General features: G+C 59.8%; 13 protein-coding genes and 1 pseudogene. 7 read left to right on the top strand and 7 right to left on the bottom strand.

Features of this window, described 5'->3' with window-relative positions:
- Nucleotides 1–79 precede the first annotated feature (79 nt).
- The 5 genes from AACV31_RS10270 to AACV31_RS10250 all read left to right on the top strand — a co-directional run bounded on the left by AACV31_RS10270 (nucleotide 80) and on the right by AACV31_RS10250 (nucleotide 4,892).
- On the top strand, nucleotides 80–1,126 hold the full coding sequence (locus AACV31_RS10270) for a DUF1176 domain-containing protein (RefSeq protein WP_075198335.1): 1,047 nt from the start codon (nucleotides 80–82) through the stop codon (nucleotides 1,124–1,126).
- Between the two features lie 174 nt (nucleotides 1,127–1,300).
- On the top strand, nucleotides 1,301–2,299 hold the full coding sequence (locus AACV31_RS10265) for an ABC transporter substrate-binding protein (RefSeq protein ID WP_165153926.1): 999 nt from the start codon (nucleotides 1,301–1,303) through the stop codon (nucleotides 2,297–2,299).
- Between the two features lie 28 nt (nucleotides 2,300–2,327).
- Entirely contained in the window at nucleotides 2,328–3,212 is an 885-nt protein-coding gene (locus AACV31_RS10260) for a TauD/TfdA dioxygenase family protein (RefSeq protein WP_165153924.1), read from the top strand.
- Nucleotides 3,213–3,223: 11 nt separating this feature from the next.
- Complete coding sequence (locus AACV31_RS10255; RefSeq protein WP_165153921.1) at nucleotides 3,224–4,066, top strand: ABC transporter ATP-binding protein; 843 nt, start codon at nucleotides 3,224–3,226, stop codon at nucleotides 4,064–4,066.
- A complete protein-coding gene (locus AACV31_RS10250) occupies nucleotides 4,026–4,892 on the top strand; it encodes an ABC transporter permease (protein WP_105538852.1) in 867 nt (288 codons plus the stop codon). Before AACV31_RS10255 ends, AACV31_RS10250 begins: the two co-directional genes overlap by 41 nt.
- A gap of 31 nt (nucleotides 4,893–4,923) precedes the next feature.
- Here the strand turns inward: AACV31_RS10250 and yncE are convergent, their stop codons facing one another.
- Nucleotides 4,924–5,982 (bottom strand): 7-bladed beta-propeller protein YncE, encoded by a 1,059-nt coding sequence (gene yncE, locus AACV31_RS10245; protein WP_165153919.1) that lies wholly within the window; start codon nucleotides 5,980–5,982, stop codon nucleotides 4,924–4,926.
- Nucleotides 5,983–6,258: 276 nt separating this feature from the next.
- Between yncE and pqqU the strand changes: the two genes are divergently transcribed.
- Nucleotides 6,259–8,376: a TonB-dependent receptor PqqU gene (gene pqqU, locus AACV31_RS10240; RefSeq protein ID WP_165153917.1), complete on the top strand. Its 2,118-nt coding sequence runs from the start codon at nucleotides 6,259–6,261 to the stop codon at nucleotides 8,374–8,376.
- 60 nt (nucleotides 8,377–8,436) lie between these two features.
- Here pqqU and AACV31_RS10235 read toward each other — a convergent pair whose 3' ends face one another.
- A complete protein-coding gene (locus AACV31_RS10235; protein ID WP_015741227.1) occupies nucleotides 8,437–8,724 on the bottom strand; it encodes a HigA family addiction module antitoxin in 288 nt (95 codons plus the stop codon).
- A pseudogene (locus tag AACV31_RS23175) lies at nucleotides 8,724–8,861 on the bottom strand (type II toxin-antitoxin system RelE/ParE family toxin); the annotation flags it as partial. The pseudogene AACV31_RS23175 and the gene AACV31_RS10235, both read right to left, overlap by 1 nt.
- A gap of 236 nt (nucleotides 8,862–9,097) precedes the next feature.
- On the opposite strand from AACV31_RS23175, the gene AACV31_RS10225 reads away from it, so the two are divergent.
- Nucleotides 9,098–10,705 carry an alpha-amylase family protein gene (locus AACV31_RS10225; RefSeq protein WP_165153915.1) on the top strand — a complete coding sequence of 536 codons (1,608 nt, stop codon included), beginning with the start codon at nucleotides 9,098–9,100 and terminating at the stop codon, nucleotides 10,703–10,705.
- Between the two features lies 1 nt (nucleotide 10,706).
- Here the strand turns inward: AACV31_RS10225 and AACV31_RS10220 are convergent, their stop codons facing one another.
- The 4 genes from AACV31_RS10220 to AACV31_RS10205 form a co-directional block, all read right to left on the bottom strand.
- Nucleotides 10,707–11,693 (bottom strand): SDR family oxidoreductase, encoded by a 987-nt coding sequence (locus AACV31_RS10220; RefSeq protein ID WP_041923531.1) that lies wholly within the window; start codon nucleotides 11,691–11,693, stop codon nucleotides 10,707–10,709.
- A 113-nt stretch (nucleotides 11,694–11,806) separates the two neighbouring features.
- Nucleotides 11,807–13,741 carry a methyl-accepting chemotaxis protein gene (locus tag AACV31_RS10215; protein WP_165153914.1) on the bottom strand — a complete coding sequence of 645 codons (1,935 nt, stop codon included), beginning with the start codon at nucleotides 13,739–13,741 and terminating at the stop codon, nucleotides 11,807–11,809.
- A 211-nt stretch (nucleotides 13,742–13,952) separates the two neighbouring features.
- The gene (locus AACV31_RS10210; RefSeq protein ID WP_007761080.1) at nucleotides 13,953–14,132 is read right to left on the bottom strand and encodes a hypothetical protein; all 180 of its coding nucleotides are present in this window, start codon (nucleotides 14,130–14,132) and stop codon (nucleotides 13,953–13,955) included.
- Between the two features lie 108 nt (nucleotides 14,133–14,240).
- Nucleotides 14,241–14,753, bottom strand: a 513-nt coding sequence (locus tag AACV31_RS10205) for an FCD domain-containing protein (protein ID WP_166337083.1), incomplete at its 5' end; no start/stop codon positions are given.

Raw genomic sequence — 14,753 nt, 5'->3', positions numbered from 1 at the left:
CGTACTATTACTGGTAGCTTGTCCGAAACGCCGCCGCCCTTCACGCTATGGCGCTGCACTACGTCTACAAGGAACCGTTATGAAATCTGCAACTCTCCGGGCGCTGGCCCTGGCGCCGCTCTGCGTCGCGCTAAGCGTCGCCGCCGCGACGCCAAAGCCGCCTTACTTCAACCATAAAGACTGGAGCATGGTCTGCGATAACACCGGCACCTGCCGCGTGGATGCGTATGAAGCGGATGAAGGCACCGGCGGCTCGCTGCTGCTGACGCGCAAGGCCGGGCCGGACGCGCCGGTCACCGGCCAGATCCGCCTTGGCGATATGAATGACGACGACAAACCGTCGCAGGGGCCGATGCGCCTTGAAATCGATGGTAAAACTCTCGGCACGCTGACCGAAAACCGCAAAGAAGAAACCTGGCAGCTTGATGAGGCGCAGACCGCCGCCGTACTGAAAGCCGTGAAAGGTAAAGGCGGCGTGGTGTTTCACTCTGACAATCGCCGCTTTGCGCTCTCCGCAGCGGGCGCCAGCGCCGTGCTGCTGAAAATGGACGACGTTCAGGGACGTATCGGTACGCCCGGCGCCATCATAAAAAAGGGCGATAAAGCTGAAAGCTCCGTACCGGCGCCGGTCCCCGCCCCGGTTATCCATGCCGCCGCCGTCAGCGACGCGCAACCCACCACGCTCACCGGCGCGGCGCTCGCCACGCTGCTGCCGCGCCTGGAAGCCACGAAACTCGACGGCGACAGCTGCGACGGGCTCACCGATGAAATGCTGCGTAATGAGCCGGTTACCGTCACGCCGCTCGGCAACGGCAAAGCGCTGGTTTCCGCCACCTGCTGGCGCGCCGCCTATAACGAAGGCAATGGCTACTGGGTCATTGATGAATCGCTGAAAGGCAAGCCGACGCTGGTGACGCTTATCGGCAGCGATTATGACAAAGGCGTTATCACCTCCGTACAGCGCGGGCGCGGCATCGGCGACTGCATGAGCATCGCCAGCTGGACCTGGAACGGCGAAGCGTTCGTACAGAGCAACGACGAGAATACCGGCGAGTGCCGGCTGGTGCATTCAGGCGGCGCCTGGGAGATGCCAACGCTGGTCACCGAGGTTATTCCGGCGAAATAATCAGAGCGGGCTGCGGCCCGCTTTTTTTATTTCCGGCAAAGCTTCGCTAAAAAAAGCATTTATTTATTCGCGCTAAGTTATTCCAATAAACACTTTTCATTTTTAATCCCGCCCCTGCACGATAAAAGCCAGAACGATATATCACCCTTCACTTTTATTTTTAGCGGGATAGTCATGAAAAAATTTACCGGGCGCGCCTGGCTGGGCCTGACGTTAATGACGGCTGCCGGACTGGCGCAGGCTGAAGGCAATATCAGTATCGCGCAGCAGTTCGGCATCGGTTATTTACTGCTGGATGTGGTGCGCGACCAGCAGCTTATCGAAAAAGAAGGCAAAAAAGAGGGGCTCGATATTAAGGTGGAGTGGCGCACACTCTCCGGCGCCACCGCCATGAACGAGGCGCTGCTCTCCGGCGCGCTGGACGTCGCCTCGGCGGGCGTGCCGCCGCTCCTTACGCTCTGGGATCGCACCAAAGGCCGCCAGAACGTCAAAGCCATCGCGTCGCTCGGCTCGATGCCTAATTATCTGCTGAGCAACAATCCCGCCGTAAAAAGCGTTCGCGATCTCACCGATAAAGACCGCATCGCCGTACCGGCGGCGGGCGTGGGCTTTCAGTCCCGCACGCTGCAAATCGAAACCGCGCGGCTTTACGGCAACGGCGACTATAAGCGCTTTGATAAACTCAGCGTGAGCCTGCCGCACCCGGACGCCAGCGCGGCGCTTATCGCCGGGAAGTCGGAAATCACCGCGCACTTCTCCAGCCCGCCGTTTCAGTACCAGGCGCTGGAGCACAGCAATGTCCACAAGATCCTGAGCTCCTACGACGTGCTGGGCGGCCCTGCCACTTTCAACGTGCTCTACACCACCCAGAAATTTCACGACGACAACCCGAAAACCTACCGTGCGTTTTACCGCGCCTTAAGCGAAGCGGCGAAAATAATTAACGCCGATAAAAAAGCGGCCGCCGCGGCCTATATCCGCACCGAAAAATCACGCCTGCCGCAAGCGCTGGTCGAAAAAATCGTGAATGACCCGGAAATTGAATTCACCGTCTCGCCGCAACGCACCTTTATTTATGCCGAAAAGCTGCATGAGCTTGGCGTATTAAAAAATAAAGCCGACAGCTGGAAAGATTATTTCTTTAACGAGGCCTGGGAAAATCCCGGCAGTTAATTCACCTGCGACGATAAAGGAAAAACAGATGACCACGACCCTCAACGCCACGCCGGTTGCCGCGCAGCCTTTTACCCTTACGCCCTTCGCGCGTCTCGGCGCGGAAATCACCGGGCTGGATCTGCGCCAGCCCGTTAATAACGCCGACTTCGCGCGCATTCATCAGGCGCACCTCGACCATCACGTGGTGGTCTTTCGCGACCAGAAGCTCACGCCGCGTCAGCAGATCGATTTCAGCCGCCGCTTCGGGCCGCTGCAAATCCATGTGCTGAAGCAGTTCCTGTTGCCTGACCACCCGGAAATTCTCATCGTTTCAAACATTATTGAGAACGGTCAGCCAATTGGTCTTGGCGACGCCGGTAAATTCTGGCACTCCGATCTCTCCTATAAAACGCTGCCAAGTCTCGGCTCCATGCTCTATGCGCAGGAGCTGCCGGAGGAAGGCGGCGACACGCTGTTCGCCGATATGGAACTGGCGTATGAAACGCTGCCCGCCGAACTGCGGCGCGCTATAGAGGGCAAAAAAGCGGTGCACTCTTACACGGCCACTTACAGCCGCCCCAAATTCGGCAGCCACTGGCGACCGCAACTGACGGAACAGCAGCTTGCCGAGGTGCAGGCGGTGTCGCATCCGGTGGTGCGTACCCACCCCGAAACCGGGCGCAAGGCGTTGTTCGTCAGCGAAGGATTCACCACGCATATCGAAGGGCTGCCGGAGACGGAGAGTCGCGACATTCTGGAGGCGCTCTGGGCCCATAGTGTGCGCCCGGAACATATCTACCGCCATCAGTGGCAACCCGGCGATATGGTGTTCTGGGATAACCGTTCGCTGATTCATCTCGCGACCGGCTGCCCGGCGCACCTGCGCCGCAAGCTGTACCGCACCACTATCGAAGGCGATGCGCCCTTTTAACGGAGACAGCCATGCTGAATGTACAGACCGACGGCCCGCTGCTGCGTCTCGACGCGCTGAGCCTGGAGTACCGCACCCGTGACAGCCGAGTACGCGCGGCGCATGAGGTCTCTTTTGACGTCTGGCGCGGCGACCGGTTTATCTTGCTTGGCCCGTCGGGCTGCGGCAAATCGAGCCTGCTGAAAGCCATTGGCGGCTTTCTGACGCCCGTCAGCGGCACCATTCGCCTTGAAGGTGACGTTGTCACGAAGCCTGGCCCGGAGCGCATGATGGTGTTTCAGGAATTTGACCAGCTGCCGCCCTGGAAAACTGTGCTGGAAAACGTCATGTTCCCGCTGATGGCGAGCCGTCAGGCCAGCAAAGCCGACGCGCGCGAGCGGGCGTTGCACTTTCTCGACAAAGTGGGGCTTGCCGCCTTTGCCGACGCGCTGCCGCACATGCTCTCCGGCGGCATGAAACAGCGCGTGGCGATTGCCCGCGCGCTGGCGATGAAGCCGAAAATCCTGCTGATGGATGAACCGTTCGCGGCGCTGGATGCGCTCACGCGCCGGCACATGCAGGAAGAGCTGCTGGAACTCTGGGAGGACGCCGGTTTTACCTTGCTGTTCGTGACCCATTCCATTGAAGAAGCGCTGATGGTCGGCAGCCGCATTCTGGTGCTTTCACCGCATCCGGGCCAGGTACGCGCGGAGATCAACTGTCATCAGTTTGGGATGGATGACGCCGCCAGCCCGGCGTTTGCGCAGGCCGCACGCCACATTCACGACCTGCTGTTCCCCGTTCATACCAGTCAACCGGTGAAGGAGACCCGCTATGGCGCCACTGCCCCCCGTCCGTCCCGAGTATCAGCGTGAAACCGCGCTGCCCGGCGCGCTGCCGCTGGACACGCCGCTGCCGCTAAACACCCGACTGTGGAACCAGGCCTGGGTACGCAAAACGCTGCTGGTCATTTTGCTGCTCGCCCTCTGGGAAGGTGTGGCGCGTATCCAGAATAACGATCTGATGCTGCCGGGGTTTCTGCAAACGCTGCGCGCCTTCAGCGAAGACATGCACAGCGGCGAGTTGCCGGCGAAAATCCTCAACTCGCTCGGCACGCTGTTAAAAGGCTACGCCATTGGCAGTGTGCTGGCGCTGGTGTTCAGTGCGCTGGCGATTTCAACACGGCTCGGGCGGGATCTGCTCAGCACACTGACCGCGATGCTCAACCCGCTGCCCGCGATTGCTCTGCTGCCGCTGGCGCTGCTCTGGTTCGGGCTCGGTCAGGGAAGCCTGATTTTTGTGCTGGTCCACTCGGTGATGTGGCCGATTGCGCTCAATACCTGGTCGGGGTTTCAGAGCGTGCCGGAAACCTTACGGATGGCCGGGCGAAACTACGGGCTGAGCGGCCCGCGTCTGGTGCTCAACATTTTGATCCCGGCGGCGCTGCCGTCCATTATCTCCGGGCTGAAAATCGGCTGGGCGTTCGCCTGGCGCACGCTCATCGCCGCCGAACTGGTGTTTGGCGCGTCGAGCGGCGACGGCGGGCTGGGCTGGTATATTTTCCAGAACCGCAACGAGTTGTTTACGGACAGGGTGTTCGCCGGTCTGGCAACCGTCATTATCATCGGGCTGCTGGTGGAGGGACTGGTGTTCACCACGCTGGAAAAAGCGACCGTGCGGCGCTGGGGCATGCAACGTTAAAAAAAGAAGCCCCGCAGACGCGGGGCTTTTTTTACAGCGCGATGCGGATGACGTCATCCGGACTGGTGGCTTCCTGCTGGCGGCTGGAAGCCTGCTTCACGGTAACAAACAGCGTTTTGCCGTCCGCCGAGAGTGCCAGGCTGTTCGGGTGAACGGGCGTCTGGAAGGTTTTGGTGACAGTGTAACCTTTCGCGTCAATCACACTCACGCTGCCCGCCTCGCGGTGCGTCAGATAGACTTCGTTGCGCGCCGGGTTAAACAATACGGCGAGCGCCTTCGGCGCTTCAACAGTTTTGATAACCTCGCCGGTACGGGTGTCAACAATACGCAGCTGCGGCTGCTTCGAATCCGCCACAAACGCGCGATGGTTAGCGGTATCCAGGCTCAGGTTGATAAAGAAGTGCTCTTTACCGTCGTCGGCCAGTTTCTTGCGCGACAGGATTTTCTGGGTCGCGGTATCGATGGTAATAAATTCGCCGTCGGCGTTAGTGGTATACAGACGTTTCGCGGCGGCGTCGAGCGCCAGCCCCGCGCTGTATTTACCGAGCCCCGTAATGCTGGCGCGCGGTTTCACCGTCTCGCCATCCACCACCCAGATCTCGCTCTCGTCGCCAATGCCGCCGATATACACGGTATTAGTGTTTTCATCGACCACCAGCTCACGCGGCTGCAACGGCTTCACGCTTTCTGAACGCACGCGCCCGTCAAGCACCAGGCGCCCTTTCACGTCGCCCGTTTTCGCATCTACCGCCGTCACCGCGCCATTAACGGTATTGCCGAACCACAGCGTGTTGGTTTTGGTATTGATAGCGGCGCCGAACGGTTTGAGATCGTTATGAATCACCTGAGTGACATCAAGCGTCGTCGGGTCGAGGCGGTAAATCACGCCGCCTTTATCCAGCTTGCGGCTCTGGGAAGTGGCGACAAACAGCGCCTGCTCCGCCGGGCTGTAAGCCATTTCATACGCGCCTTTGCCGACCGGCTTGCGCAGCATCTCATCAGCCGCCTCTGTCGTGAAGGTCGCAAAGGTACCGGCGATGAACAGCGCGCCAAGCAGGGCGCGCGGCATGGAAAGGTGACGTAACGGCATAAGAACTCCCTTTTAAACATACAGAATGGGTTGCATCACACTGGAACCAAAAGCAAAACGTCGCCCGGTCTGGCCGTGGCGTTTTATTATGGATGAGAATAATAATCATTATTTTCGCGAAGGGAAGCCTTTTTACGGCTCGCGAAATGACAGGAGGCCGCTACACTTGCCAGAGTTAACGCAACGTGCCGTTAAATTTTTCAAAAATTTACATAACGTTTAAGATTACGTCACAGAATTTATTATTTTTGTTACTTCCGGGACTTTGTATACCGCATGAAAATCTCCCGCGCTGTCTATGCGCCCTTCGCTTTTTTGCTGCCGGTCGCGTTCACACACGCCCAGGCCGCCGCTGCCGATGAACAAACCATGTTAGTCACCGCCGCCCCCGGCGGGATCTCTGAGCTCGATACGCCCGCGTCTGTCAGCGTCGTGAACGGCGACGATCTGCGCCACGCCGCGCCGCAGGTTAACCTCTCTGAAAACCTGGGCAGCGTGCCGGGCCTGCAAATCCAGAACCGGCAGAACTTCGCCCAGGATTTACAGCTCTCCATGCGCGGTTTCGGCTCGCGTTCCACCTACGGCGTGCGCGGCATCCGGATGTATGTTGATGGTATTCCGGCGACGATGCCGGACGGCCAGGGCTACACCTCGAATTTCGATCTTAATAGCGTTGAGAGTATCGACGTGCTGCGCGGCCCATTCTCGGCGCTTTACGGCAACGCCTCCGGCGGCGTGATAAATGTTAAAACCGAAACCGGCGCGCAACCGCCGAAGATTGAAGCGGGCACGTATTACGGCAGCTATGGCAGCGTGCGCTACGGCCTGAAAGCGTCGGGCGCGACCGGCGACGGCACCCAAGCGGGCGATGTCGATTACACCGTCTCCACCACCCGCTTTACCACCCACGGCTATCGTGATCACAGCGGCGCGCGTAAAAATCTCGCCAATGCGAAGCTCGGCGTGCGCCTCGACGAGGCCAGCAAACTGACGCTGCTCTTTAACAGCGTCGACATCAAAGCCAACGATCCGGGCGGTCTGACCCGCGACGAATGGCGTGAAAACCCGCGCCAGTCGCCGCGCGGCGATGAATTCAACACCCGTAAAACCACGAAACAGACCCAGGCGGGACTGCGCTACGAGCGCGCGCTCACGGCAAATGACGACATCAGCGTCATGGCGTACGCGGGCGAGCGCGAAACCACGCAGTTTCAGTCGTTCAAACAGGGCTTCCAGACCGCCCCTACCAACCCTGGCGGCGTTATCGACCTCACCCGCCACTATCAGGGCATCGACAGCCGCTGGACGCACCGCGACGCGCTGCTCAGCCTGCCGGTGAGCTTTACGCTCGGTCTTGATTACGAAAATATGAGCGAAGACCGCAAGGGCTATGAAAACTTCCGGCTGGTGAACGGCGCGCCGCAGTATGGCGAGAAAGGCAATCTGCGCCGCAACGAGCGCAACCTGATGTGGAACGTCGATCCGTACCTGCAAACCTCGTGGCAGCTTACCGACAGACTGAGCCTCGACGCGGGCGTGCGCTACAGCAATATCTGGTTCGATTCGAACGATTTTTACGTAGTGCCAGGCAATGGCGACGACAGCGGCGAGGCGAATTATCACAAGTGGCTGCCAGCAGGATCGCTGAAATATGCGCTGACCGACGCCTGGAATGTGTATGCCTCCTATGGCCGCGGCTTTGAAACGCCGACCATCAACGAGCTCTCTTACCGTTCTGGTGGTCAGAGCGGCCTGAACTTTGCGCTCAAACCTTCCACCAGCGATACGGTCGAGATCGGCAGCAAAACGCGTATCGGCAATGGTCTGCTGACCGCCGCGCTGTTCCAGACCGATACCGATAACGAAATCGTGGTGGATCAGAGCGTCGGCAGCGGGCGCAGCAGCTATAAAAACGCCGGAAAAACCCGTCGTCAGGGCGTCGAACTGGCGCTTGACCAGCAGTTCGGCGACGCGTGGAAAGTGAAAGCGGCATGGACATACCTTGACGCCACCTACCGCACCAACGTCTGCCGCACCGGCGACTGCAACGGCAACCGGATGCCCGGCATCGCGCGCAATATGCTGTATACCTCGCTCGGTTACGAGCCGGAAACCGGCTGGTACGCGGGCGGCGATGTGCGTTATATGGGCAGCATCATGGCCGATGACGCCAACAGCGCCAAAGCGCCGTCGTATACCACCGTTGGCCTAAACACCGGCTATAAATTCCAGCGCGGCAACTGGCTGCTGGATGTATTTGGCCGCGTCGATAACCTGTTCGATAAATCGTATGTCGGATCGGTCATCGTTAACGAATCCAACGGCCGCTACTACGAACCGGCGCCGGGCCGTAATTACGGCGTCGGCGCAAGCCTCAGCTACCGCTTCGAGTAACGCTGGCGCGAGCTTTCAGCGATGGCGTAATGCAAAAAACGGGCTTCACAGCCCGTTTTTTTATGCCCTCTGCAACCGTTGCAGATGCGAGAAATCAACAGACTGGCGCGCCTGCCAGAGATCGTATTCGTTCTGCAACCCCAGCCAGACATGCGCCGAGCTGCCGAGTACCGCAGAGAGACGCAGCGCCATTTCCGGCGAAACGTCAGATTTACCGACCAGCAGCCGCTGCACCGTCGACGGCGCGACGTCCAGCGCTTTGGCCAGCGCGCGGGCGCTGAGGCCGAGCGCTTCCATTGACTCCTGCACCAGCCTGCCAGGGTGTGGTGGGTTAAACATCGTTGCCATCAGTGGTAGTCCTCATAATTCACGATAAAGACATCGCCATCCCGAAACTCAAACGTGATGCGCCAGTTTCCGCTGACGGTCACAGCCCATATGCCTTTGCGGTTCCCCGTCAGGGGGTGCAGGAAAAAGCCCGGCACGGCTTACGTTTTTCCACTGCGCAGCACATATCAGTACGAGCTTACATCAGAAGCCTGATCGTAGATGGCGGTTAAATGCTTCGGTATCGTTCGCATTTTCATAGGGTTATTCTTACTTCCGCTCAGTCATTTTCCGGTGCGTGAAGGTTCGGGCACGATGCCGGGCACAAGCCATGCCGTCGCGCCTATACTTAACACTCGACGAATTCCGTTTAACCGCCAAAAGGAATCCGCTTATGAGCCGTCTGTGGCACCAGAACGCCGTCATTTACCAGATTGATCCCACCCGCTTTTTTGACAGCAACGCCGACGGCTGGGGAGACCTGCGCGGCATTGTTGAAAAACTCGACTATGTTGAATCGCTTGGCGCGACCGCCATCTGGCTGACCCCGTTTTATCTTTCACCGCGACGCGATAATGGTTATGACGTCGAGAATCACACCGAACCGGATCCGCGGATTGGCACACTGGAGGACGTGGAGTGGCTGATAGCCGAAGCGGGCAACCGCGATATCCGGGTGATCATCGAACTGGTGGCGCAGCACACCTCCGATACGCACGACTGGTTTCAGGAGGCGCGCAAAGGGCGCGACAACCCGTTTCACGATTACTATCTGTGGCGCGACACGCCAGGGCCGGACGAGCCCGCGCCGATGTTTCCGACCGTTGAGCCGCACATCTGGCGACGGGATGACAAGGCGCAGCGCTACTATCGCCACCTTTTCTACCATCACGAGCCGGATCTCAATCTGCGTCATCCGGATGTCATTGGGGCTGTAGATCGCGTGTTGCGCTTCTGGGCGGAGAAAGGCGTCGCGGGCTTTCGCGTCGACGCCGCTTCGCACATGGTGGAGCAGGCCAGCCTGCCGGGCGACCGGGAGAGCGGCTACCGGCTGTTTAACCACTTCTATGACCTGCTGACGGAAGATCACCCGGATATGATCCTGCTCGGCGAAGTGGACGTAAACGTCTCGGAATTTCAGGATTTCTTCGGCGGCGGCGAGCGCCTGACCACGCTGCTGAATTTCTGGATCAACAAAAACACGATTCTGGCGCTGGCGCGCGAAGAGGCGGCGCCGCTGGTCAAAGCGCTTAACGAACTGCCGATGCCGCCCGCGAACGGTGGGTACTGTTTCTGGCTGCGCAACCATGACGAGCTGGACCTTGAAGATCTGGAGCCGGAAGATTACGACTTCGTGATGGAGAAATACGCCCCCGATCCGGACATGCGGATTTACGGGCGCGGCATTCGCCGCCGTCTGGCGCCGATGCTCGACGGCAACGAGCGCCAGCAGGCGATGGCGCATGCCCTGCTCTTTTCGCTGCCCGGCACGCCGGTGGTGCGTTATGGCGCGGAGATCGGCATGGGGGATCTGCTCTCACAACCGGAGCGCGAATCGGTGCGCACGCCGATGCAGTGGCACGCGGGGCCGGGCGCGGGGTTTTCCGCCTGCGATCCGGCACGATTTGTAGAGCCGCTCATTGCCGACGGTCCGTTTCGCTATCAGGCAATTAACGTGGAAGAACAGGAGGCGCGCGACGGCTCGCTGCTCCACCGCATCCGGCAGATTATCGCGGTCTGGCGCACCCTGCCGGAAATCTGCTATCAGCATTTTCACCCGTTCACGGTGCGGGAAAAGAGCGTGTTCGCGGTGCGCTATCAGAACCATAACGTCGCCACGCTGATGCTGACGAACCTGAGCCATGAGGCGGTGACGGTGGATTTAGGCGAACTGGATCTGGAGGACGCCCGCGAAATACTGGCGGATGATGATGATTATCCGCCAGTCGCCTGCGAGCTTCGCATCAACGGTTACGGCTACCGCTGGCTGCGGGTACGGTAAGTTATCGGCGGCGGAACAGGCTTTTTAACAGCAGCCCGGCCACCGCCACCGCCGCCACGCCCATCACACGTGAATCGACGGCCACCGCCTTGTTCTTCGCGTGGCTGTCGAAGCGTCCATGCGCCTGATGGCCGTTCTCCAGCGGCTGAAACAGGTAATCGGGGCGTTGTGTTGGTTCAGCTTCGTCGGTCAGCTGCCCTTCCCAGGTTTTCGTTACGTAGCGGTCCAGCAGCCCCGGGAAAAACATATTGCCGATAATCGACATCACCGTATTTTTGCCCAGCCACACTTCGCGCGGCGGACGGCGCGCCACGGCGGCGTCATAAATGGCTTTGGCGGCGACTTCCGGCTGGTAGATAGGCTCAATCGGCTGCATCCGGTGATGAAACTTATTGCGCGCCCAGTTGAACTGCGTGGTGTTAATGGCGGGTAACTGCACCATTGAGACCCGCACGCCGCTTTTCTGATGCAGCAGTTCGCAGCGCAGGGAATCGGTAAACGCGCGGATCGCCGCTTTCGCGCCGCAATAGGCCGACTGCAACGGGATAGAGCGCCACGCGAGCGCTGAACCCACCTGGATGATGGTGCCGCTGTCGCGCAGCTGCATATAGCGCAGCGCGCTGCGGGTGCCGTTCACCGCGCCGAGATAAGTGACTTCCGTGACGCGGCGGAATTCGTCAAAACTGATATCCTCTACGGGCGCGAGCACGGTCGTCATGGCGCAGTTCACCCAGACCGACATCGGCCCCAGCTCTTCTTCAATACGTTGCGCCGCATTACTGACCTGCTGCGGGTCCGCCACGTCGGCACAGATGCCAAGCACCCGCCCGCCGTAACGCTTTAAATCTTCCGTGGCCTCCGCCACGCCCTGCTCTCCACGGGCAATGATCGCCACATCATAGCCAGAGGCCGCAAAGTAACTGGCTGTCGCGCGCCCGACTCCTGAACTGCCGCCGGTCACGACAGCAACAAAGGCGTTTTTTGTCATGTCGTTATCCTGATTTGCGTTAAGGGTAACGAAAGCTTAGTACAGCGCGGGAAAAGTGGGCGCCCGGCAAGCCGGGCGCGAGAGAAGAAAGTGCGAAAGGCGAAGGCGAAACGTCAGAAGGTCGTCCAGCCCTCTTCCGTGACGGGTTTACGCGCGGCGGCTGGCGCCGGCGCTGCCGGACGGCCTGGCGCGACGTTCGGGCGCAGCGCAGCGGGCTGCGCATTCAGGCGAAACGCGCCCGCCAGCTGGCGCAGACGCGCCGCCTGGGCGTCAAGATCGCTTGCGGCGGTGGAAGACGCGCTGACCAGCGCGGCGTTCTGCTGCGTGGTGGCGTCCAGCTCGCCGACCGCGCGGGCGATTTGCTCAATGCCGCGGCTCTGCTCCTGCGAGGCCGACGAAATCTCTTCCATAATATCGTTCACGCGGGTGACCGAACTCACTACGTCATTCATCGTCTCACCGGCGCGGGTCGCCAGCGTGCTGCCGGTTTTGATGCGATTAACCGAGTCATCAATCAAGACCGCGATATCTTTCGCCGCCTGCGCGCTGCGCTGGGACAGACTGCGCACTTCCGAGGCGACCACCGCGAAGCCGCGGCCGTGTTCGCCCGCGCGCGCCGCTTCCACCGCCGCGTTCAGCGCGAGGATATTGGTCTGGAATGAAATACTGTTAATCACCTCGGTAATGTCGGCGATTTTGCGCGAGCTGGCGGAGATATCCTGCATGGTTTGCACAACGTCGCGCACCACCTCGCCGCCACGTTCGGCAGTCTGCGACGCCTGCGCGGCGATCTGGCTGGCGTGGCGGGCGTTATCGGCATTGTTTTTCACGGTCGCGGTGAGCTGATCCATGCTGGCCGCCGTCTGCACTACCGCCGTGGTCTGCTGTTCGGTACGCGCCGACAGCGCGCTGTTGCCGGAGGCAATTTCGCCCGCCGTATGGGTCAGACGCCCGACGCTTACGCGCAGCTCGCCGGTCATCTCACGAAGCCTGGCGTTCACGCGCGCCATCGCGCCGGTAAGCCTGCCGAACTCGTCATGGCGATCGGTTTCAATCTGCGCGGTTAAATCGCCGTCGGCGATACGCTCGGCGAACGCCAGGTTCATCATCAACGGGCGGATTATCTGACGGCTGATGGCCCAGGCGACGATAACGCCCAGTAAAATCGCAAGCGTTCCCAGGATCAGGGCAAGCGTTGAGGAGCCTGACGCCAGGTCGTCATTCTGCGCTTTGGTGAACGCCACCATCTGTTTAATCGCGCTGCTGCTGCGATCGCCTGCGGTTTTCACCGCGTTTTCCGCGCCTTTGAGCGATTCCCAGGCGGTGTAGTAGTCACGGCTCAGCGTCTGATAGCGCACCGTGTCCTGCCAGAGGCCCGCGAACGGCGGCAACAGCTCCGGCGAAAGACGGCTTACGAGCGCCTGATATTGCCCTTCCACCGCGCTGAAACGGCGCTGGAGCGCCTCGCTTGCCTGCGCTGTGCCGGTAAAGCGCAGCGCATAAGCGTAATCGCGAAGGTCGCTGATGGCGAACAGGAGATCGTAAATCGCAAAGGAGAGTTCGGTGTCGGCCACCGGCGTGCGGATAAGCTGGGTATAGCGCGCGGTTTCATCCTGGCCTGCCAGCGCGTCGAGCTGGCTGCGAAGCTGGCTGAGCGTTGCCGTGGCGTCGCTCATGGTGGTTACGCTGCCCCGAAAACTTTCCAGATAACGCTGGATATCGGCGACGATCGCGCGTTCGTTAGCCGGCCAGTCGAGCGCGCTGGCTTCACCGGTTTTCGCGAGCGCGTCATCGACATAGCGACTCATCAGCACGCGGGCGTCGTCATCGCCGGTATAGAAATATTTGAGCCGGTTAATTTTGGCCTGAAAGACATCGATATTGATGTCGTAGATAAGATTGCTTTTGACGGAAACGTCGTGGATGGCCATAAAACGCGCCACAGAAAGCGCTGTCGCCAGCGCCACCAGCAGCAGCACCACGCCAAATCCGGCGGCGAGCTTGCGGGTTATGCGAACGTTCCGTAATCGGTTTACCAGTACAGCCATCCTGCCTCCTGTTTTACGATAATCGGGCCTTGTTAAAAAGCCCCAGGAGGTTATCGGCTAACCCGTCGATTTTTTTAGCAAAATGTGGAAAAAAACGGCAATAAAAATGGCCTTTTACCCGACAGCCTCGCGGGAAGCTGTCGTGACAAAGGCCATCAGGCGCGTGCATAACTCATTCCAGTAACGCAGCCGGATACCGCGCCGGTATCGGTTAGCGCGGGCGATGCAGGCCCGGATCGACATTGCCGAAATCGAGACCATAGAGATGTCCGTAAGGGATAAAGGATTCCAGCATCAGCGCGCGCGCCTCGGGCGGCTGCGGCTGGAGCCAGGTGCGGAGTATGCGACGAATGCGTGAGCGCGACGCATGACGGCGTACAGGGTTCTGCATGATGATCGCCTCCTCGGCGGTGCGCAGCGTTGTGCTGCCCTGTCAGTAAAGCGCAGGGGAGACGAAAAAGGAAATACGCATTCCGGCAATGTTTTGCCGGTGTGCGGTTTAGCCGAAATATTGTTTCTTCAGTATCAACGCGCCGTCATTAATCGCTTTGTGTATCGCGCGGGCGGCTGCTGCGCCATCGCCTGCCTCAAGCGCTTCCAGCAGATCGTCATAATTATGATGTCCGCGCACAAAATCGTCTGACTGCGGATAGAGATAGTTAAAGCATGGACCAATGCGCATCCAGAGTTGCTCAATCAGCGACACCAGCGTCGGCATCTCTGCCCAGCTGTAGAGCTGAAAACGAAACGCCCGGTTGGCCTGCAAGGCCTGCTCGACGCTGCCGGACATTTTGGCTTCGCGAAACGCGTCGCACAGTTCACGCAGATGAGCCATACGCGCCGGGGTGATATTCTGCGCCGCCGCTTCCGCCGCCATCCCCTCCAGATTTTTGCGGATCTTCGTGACTTCGTCGTAACGCGCCTCGCTGATTTCCGGCACCAGAAAGGCCTGCGCCGGGGTGGCGTTCAGCGCGCCGGAAGAGACCAGTCGCAGCAGCGCTTCGCGTACCGC

It is taken from the genome of Cronobacter sp. EKM101R (assembly GCF_963888145.1).
Classification (GTDB): Bacteria; Pseudomonadota; Gammaproteobacteria; order Enterobacterales; family Enterobacteriaceae; genus Cronobacter; species Cronobacter turicensis.
The sequence above is the reverse complement of the archived record's forward strand: the minus strand, read 5'-3'. Positions and strand labels throughout refer to the sequence as shown.

What these genes read in the sequence shown, in the direction of transcription:
- AACV31_RS10250 (WP_105538852.1), top strand. Translation starts at nt 4,026, where the DNA reads ATGGCGCCACTGCCCCCCGTCCGTCCCGAGTATCAGCGTGAAACCGCG.
- AACV31_RS10265 (WP_165153926.1), top strand. Translation starts at nt 1,301, where the DNA reads ATGAAAAAATTTACCGGGCGCGCCTGGCTGGGCCTGACGTTAATGACG.
- AACV31_RS10270 (WP_075198335.1), top strand. Translation starts at nt 80, where the DNA reads ATGAAATCTGCAACTCTCCGGGCGCTGGCCCTGGCGCCGCTCTGCGTC.
- AACV31_RS10235 (WP_015741227.1), bottom strand. Translation starts at nt 8,724, where the DNA reads ATGGCAACGATGTTTAACCCACCACACCCTGGCAGGCTGGTGCAGGAG.
- AACV31_RS10260 (WP_165153924.1), top strand. Translation starts at nt 2,328, where the DNA reads ATGACCACGACCCTCAACGCCACGCCGGTTGCCGCGCAGCCTTTTACC.
- AACV31_RS10210 (WP_007761080.1), bottom strand. Translation starts at nt 14,132, where the DNA reads ATGCAGAACCCTGTACGCCGTCATGCGTCGCGCTCACGCATTCGTCGC.
- AACV31_RS10255 (WP_165153921.1), top strand. Translation starts at nt 3,224, where the DNA reads ATGCTGAATGTACAGACCGACGGCCCGCTGCTGCGTCTCGACGCGCTG.
- AACV31_RS10225 (WP_165153915.1), top strand. Translation starts at nt 9,098, where the DNA reads ATGAGCCGTCTGTGGCACCAGAACGCCGTCATTTACCAGATTGATCCC.
- yncE (WP_165153919.1), bottom strand. Translation starts at nt 5,982, where the DNA reads ATGCCGTTACGTCACCTTTCCATGCCGCGCGCCCTGCTTGGCGCGCTG.
- pqqU (WP_165153917.1), top strand. Translation starts at nt 6,259, where the DNA reads ATGAAAATCTCCCGCGCTGTCTATGCGCCCTTCGCTTTTTTGCTGCCG.
- AACV31_RS10220 (WP_041923531.1), bottom strand. Translation starts at nt 11,693, where the DNA reads ATGACAAAAAACGCCTTTGTTGCTGTCGTGACCGGCGGCAGTTCAGGA.
- AACV31_RS10215 (WP_165153914.1), bottom strand. Translation starts at nt 13,741, where the DNA reads ATGGCTGTACTGGTAAACCGATTACGGAACGTTCGCATAACCCGCAAG.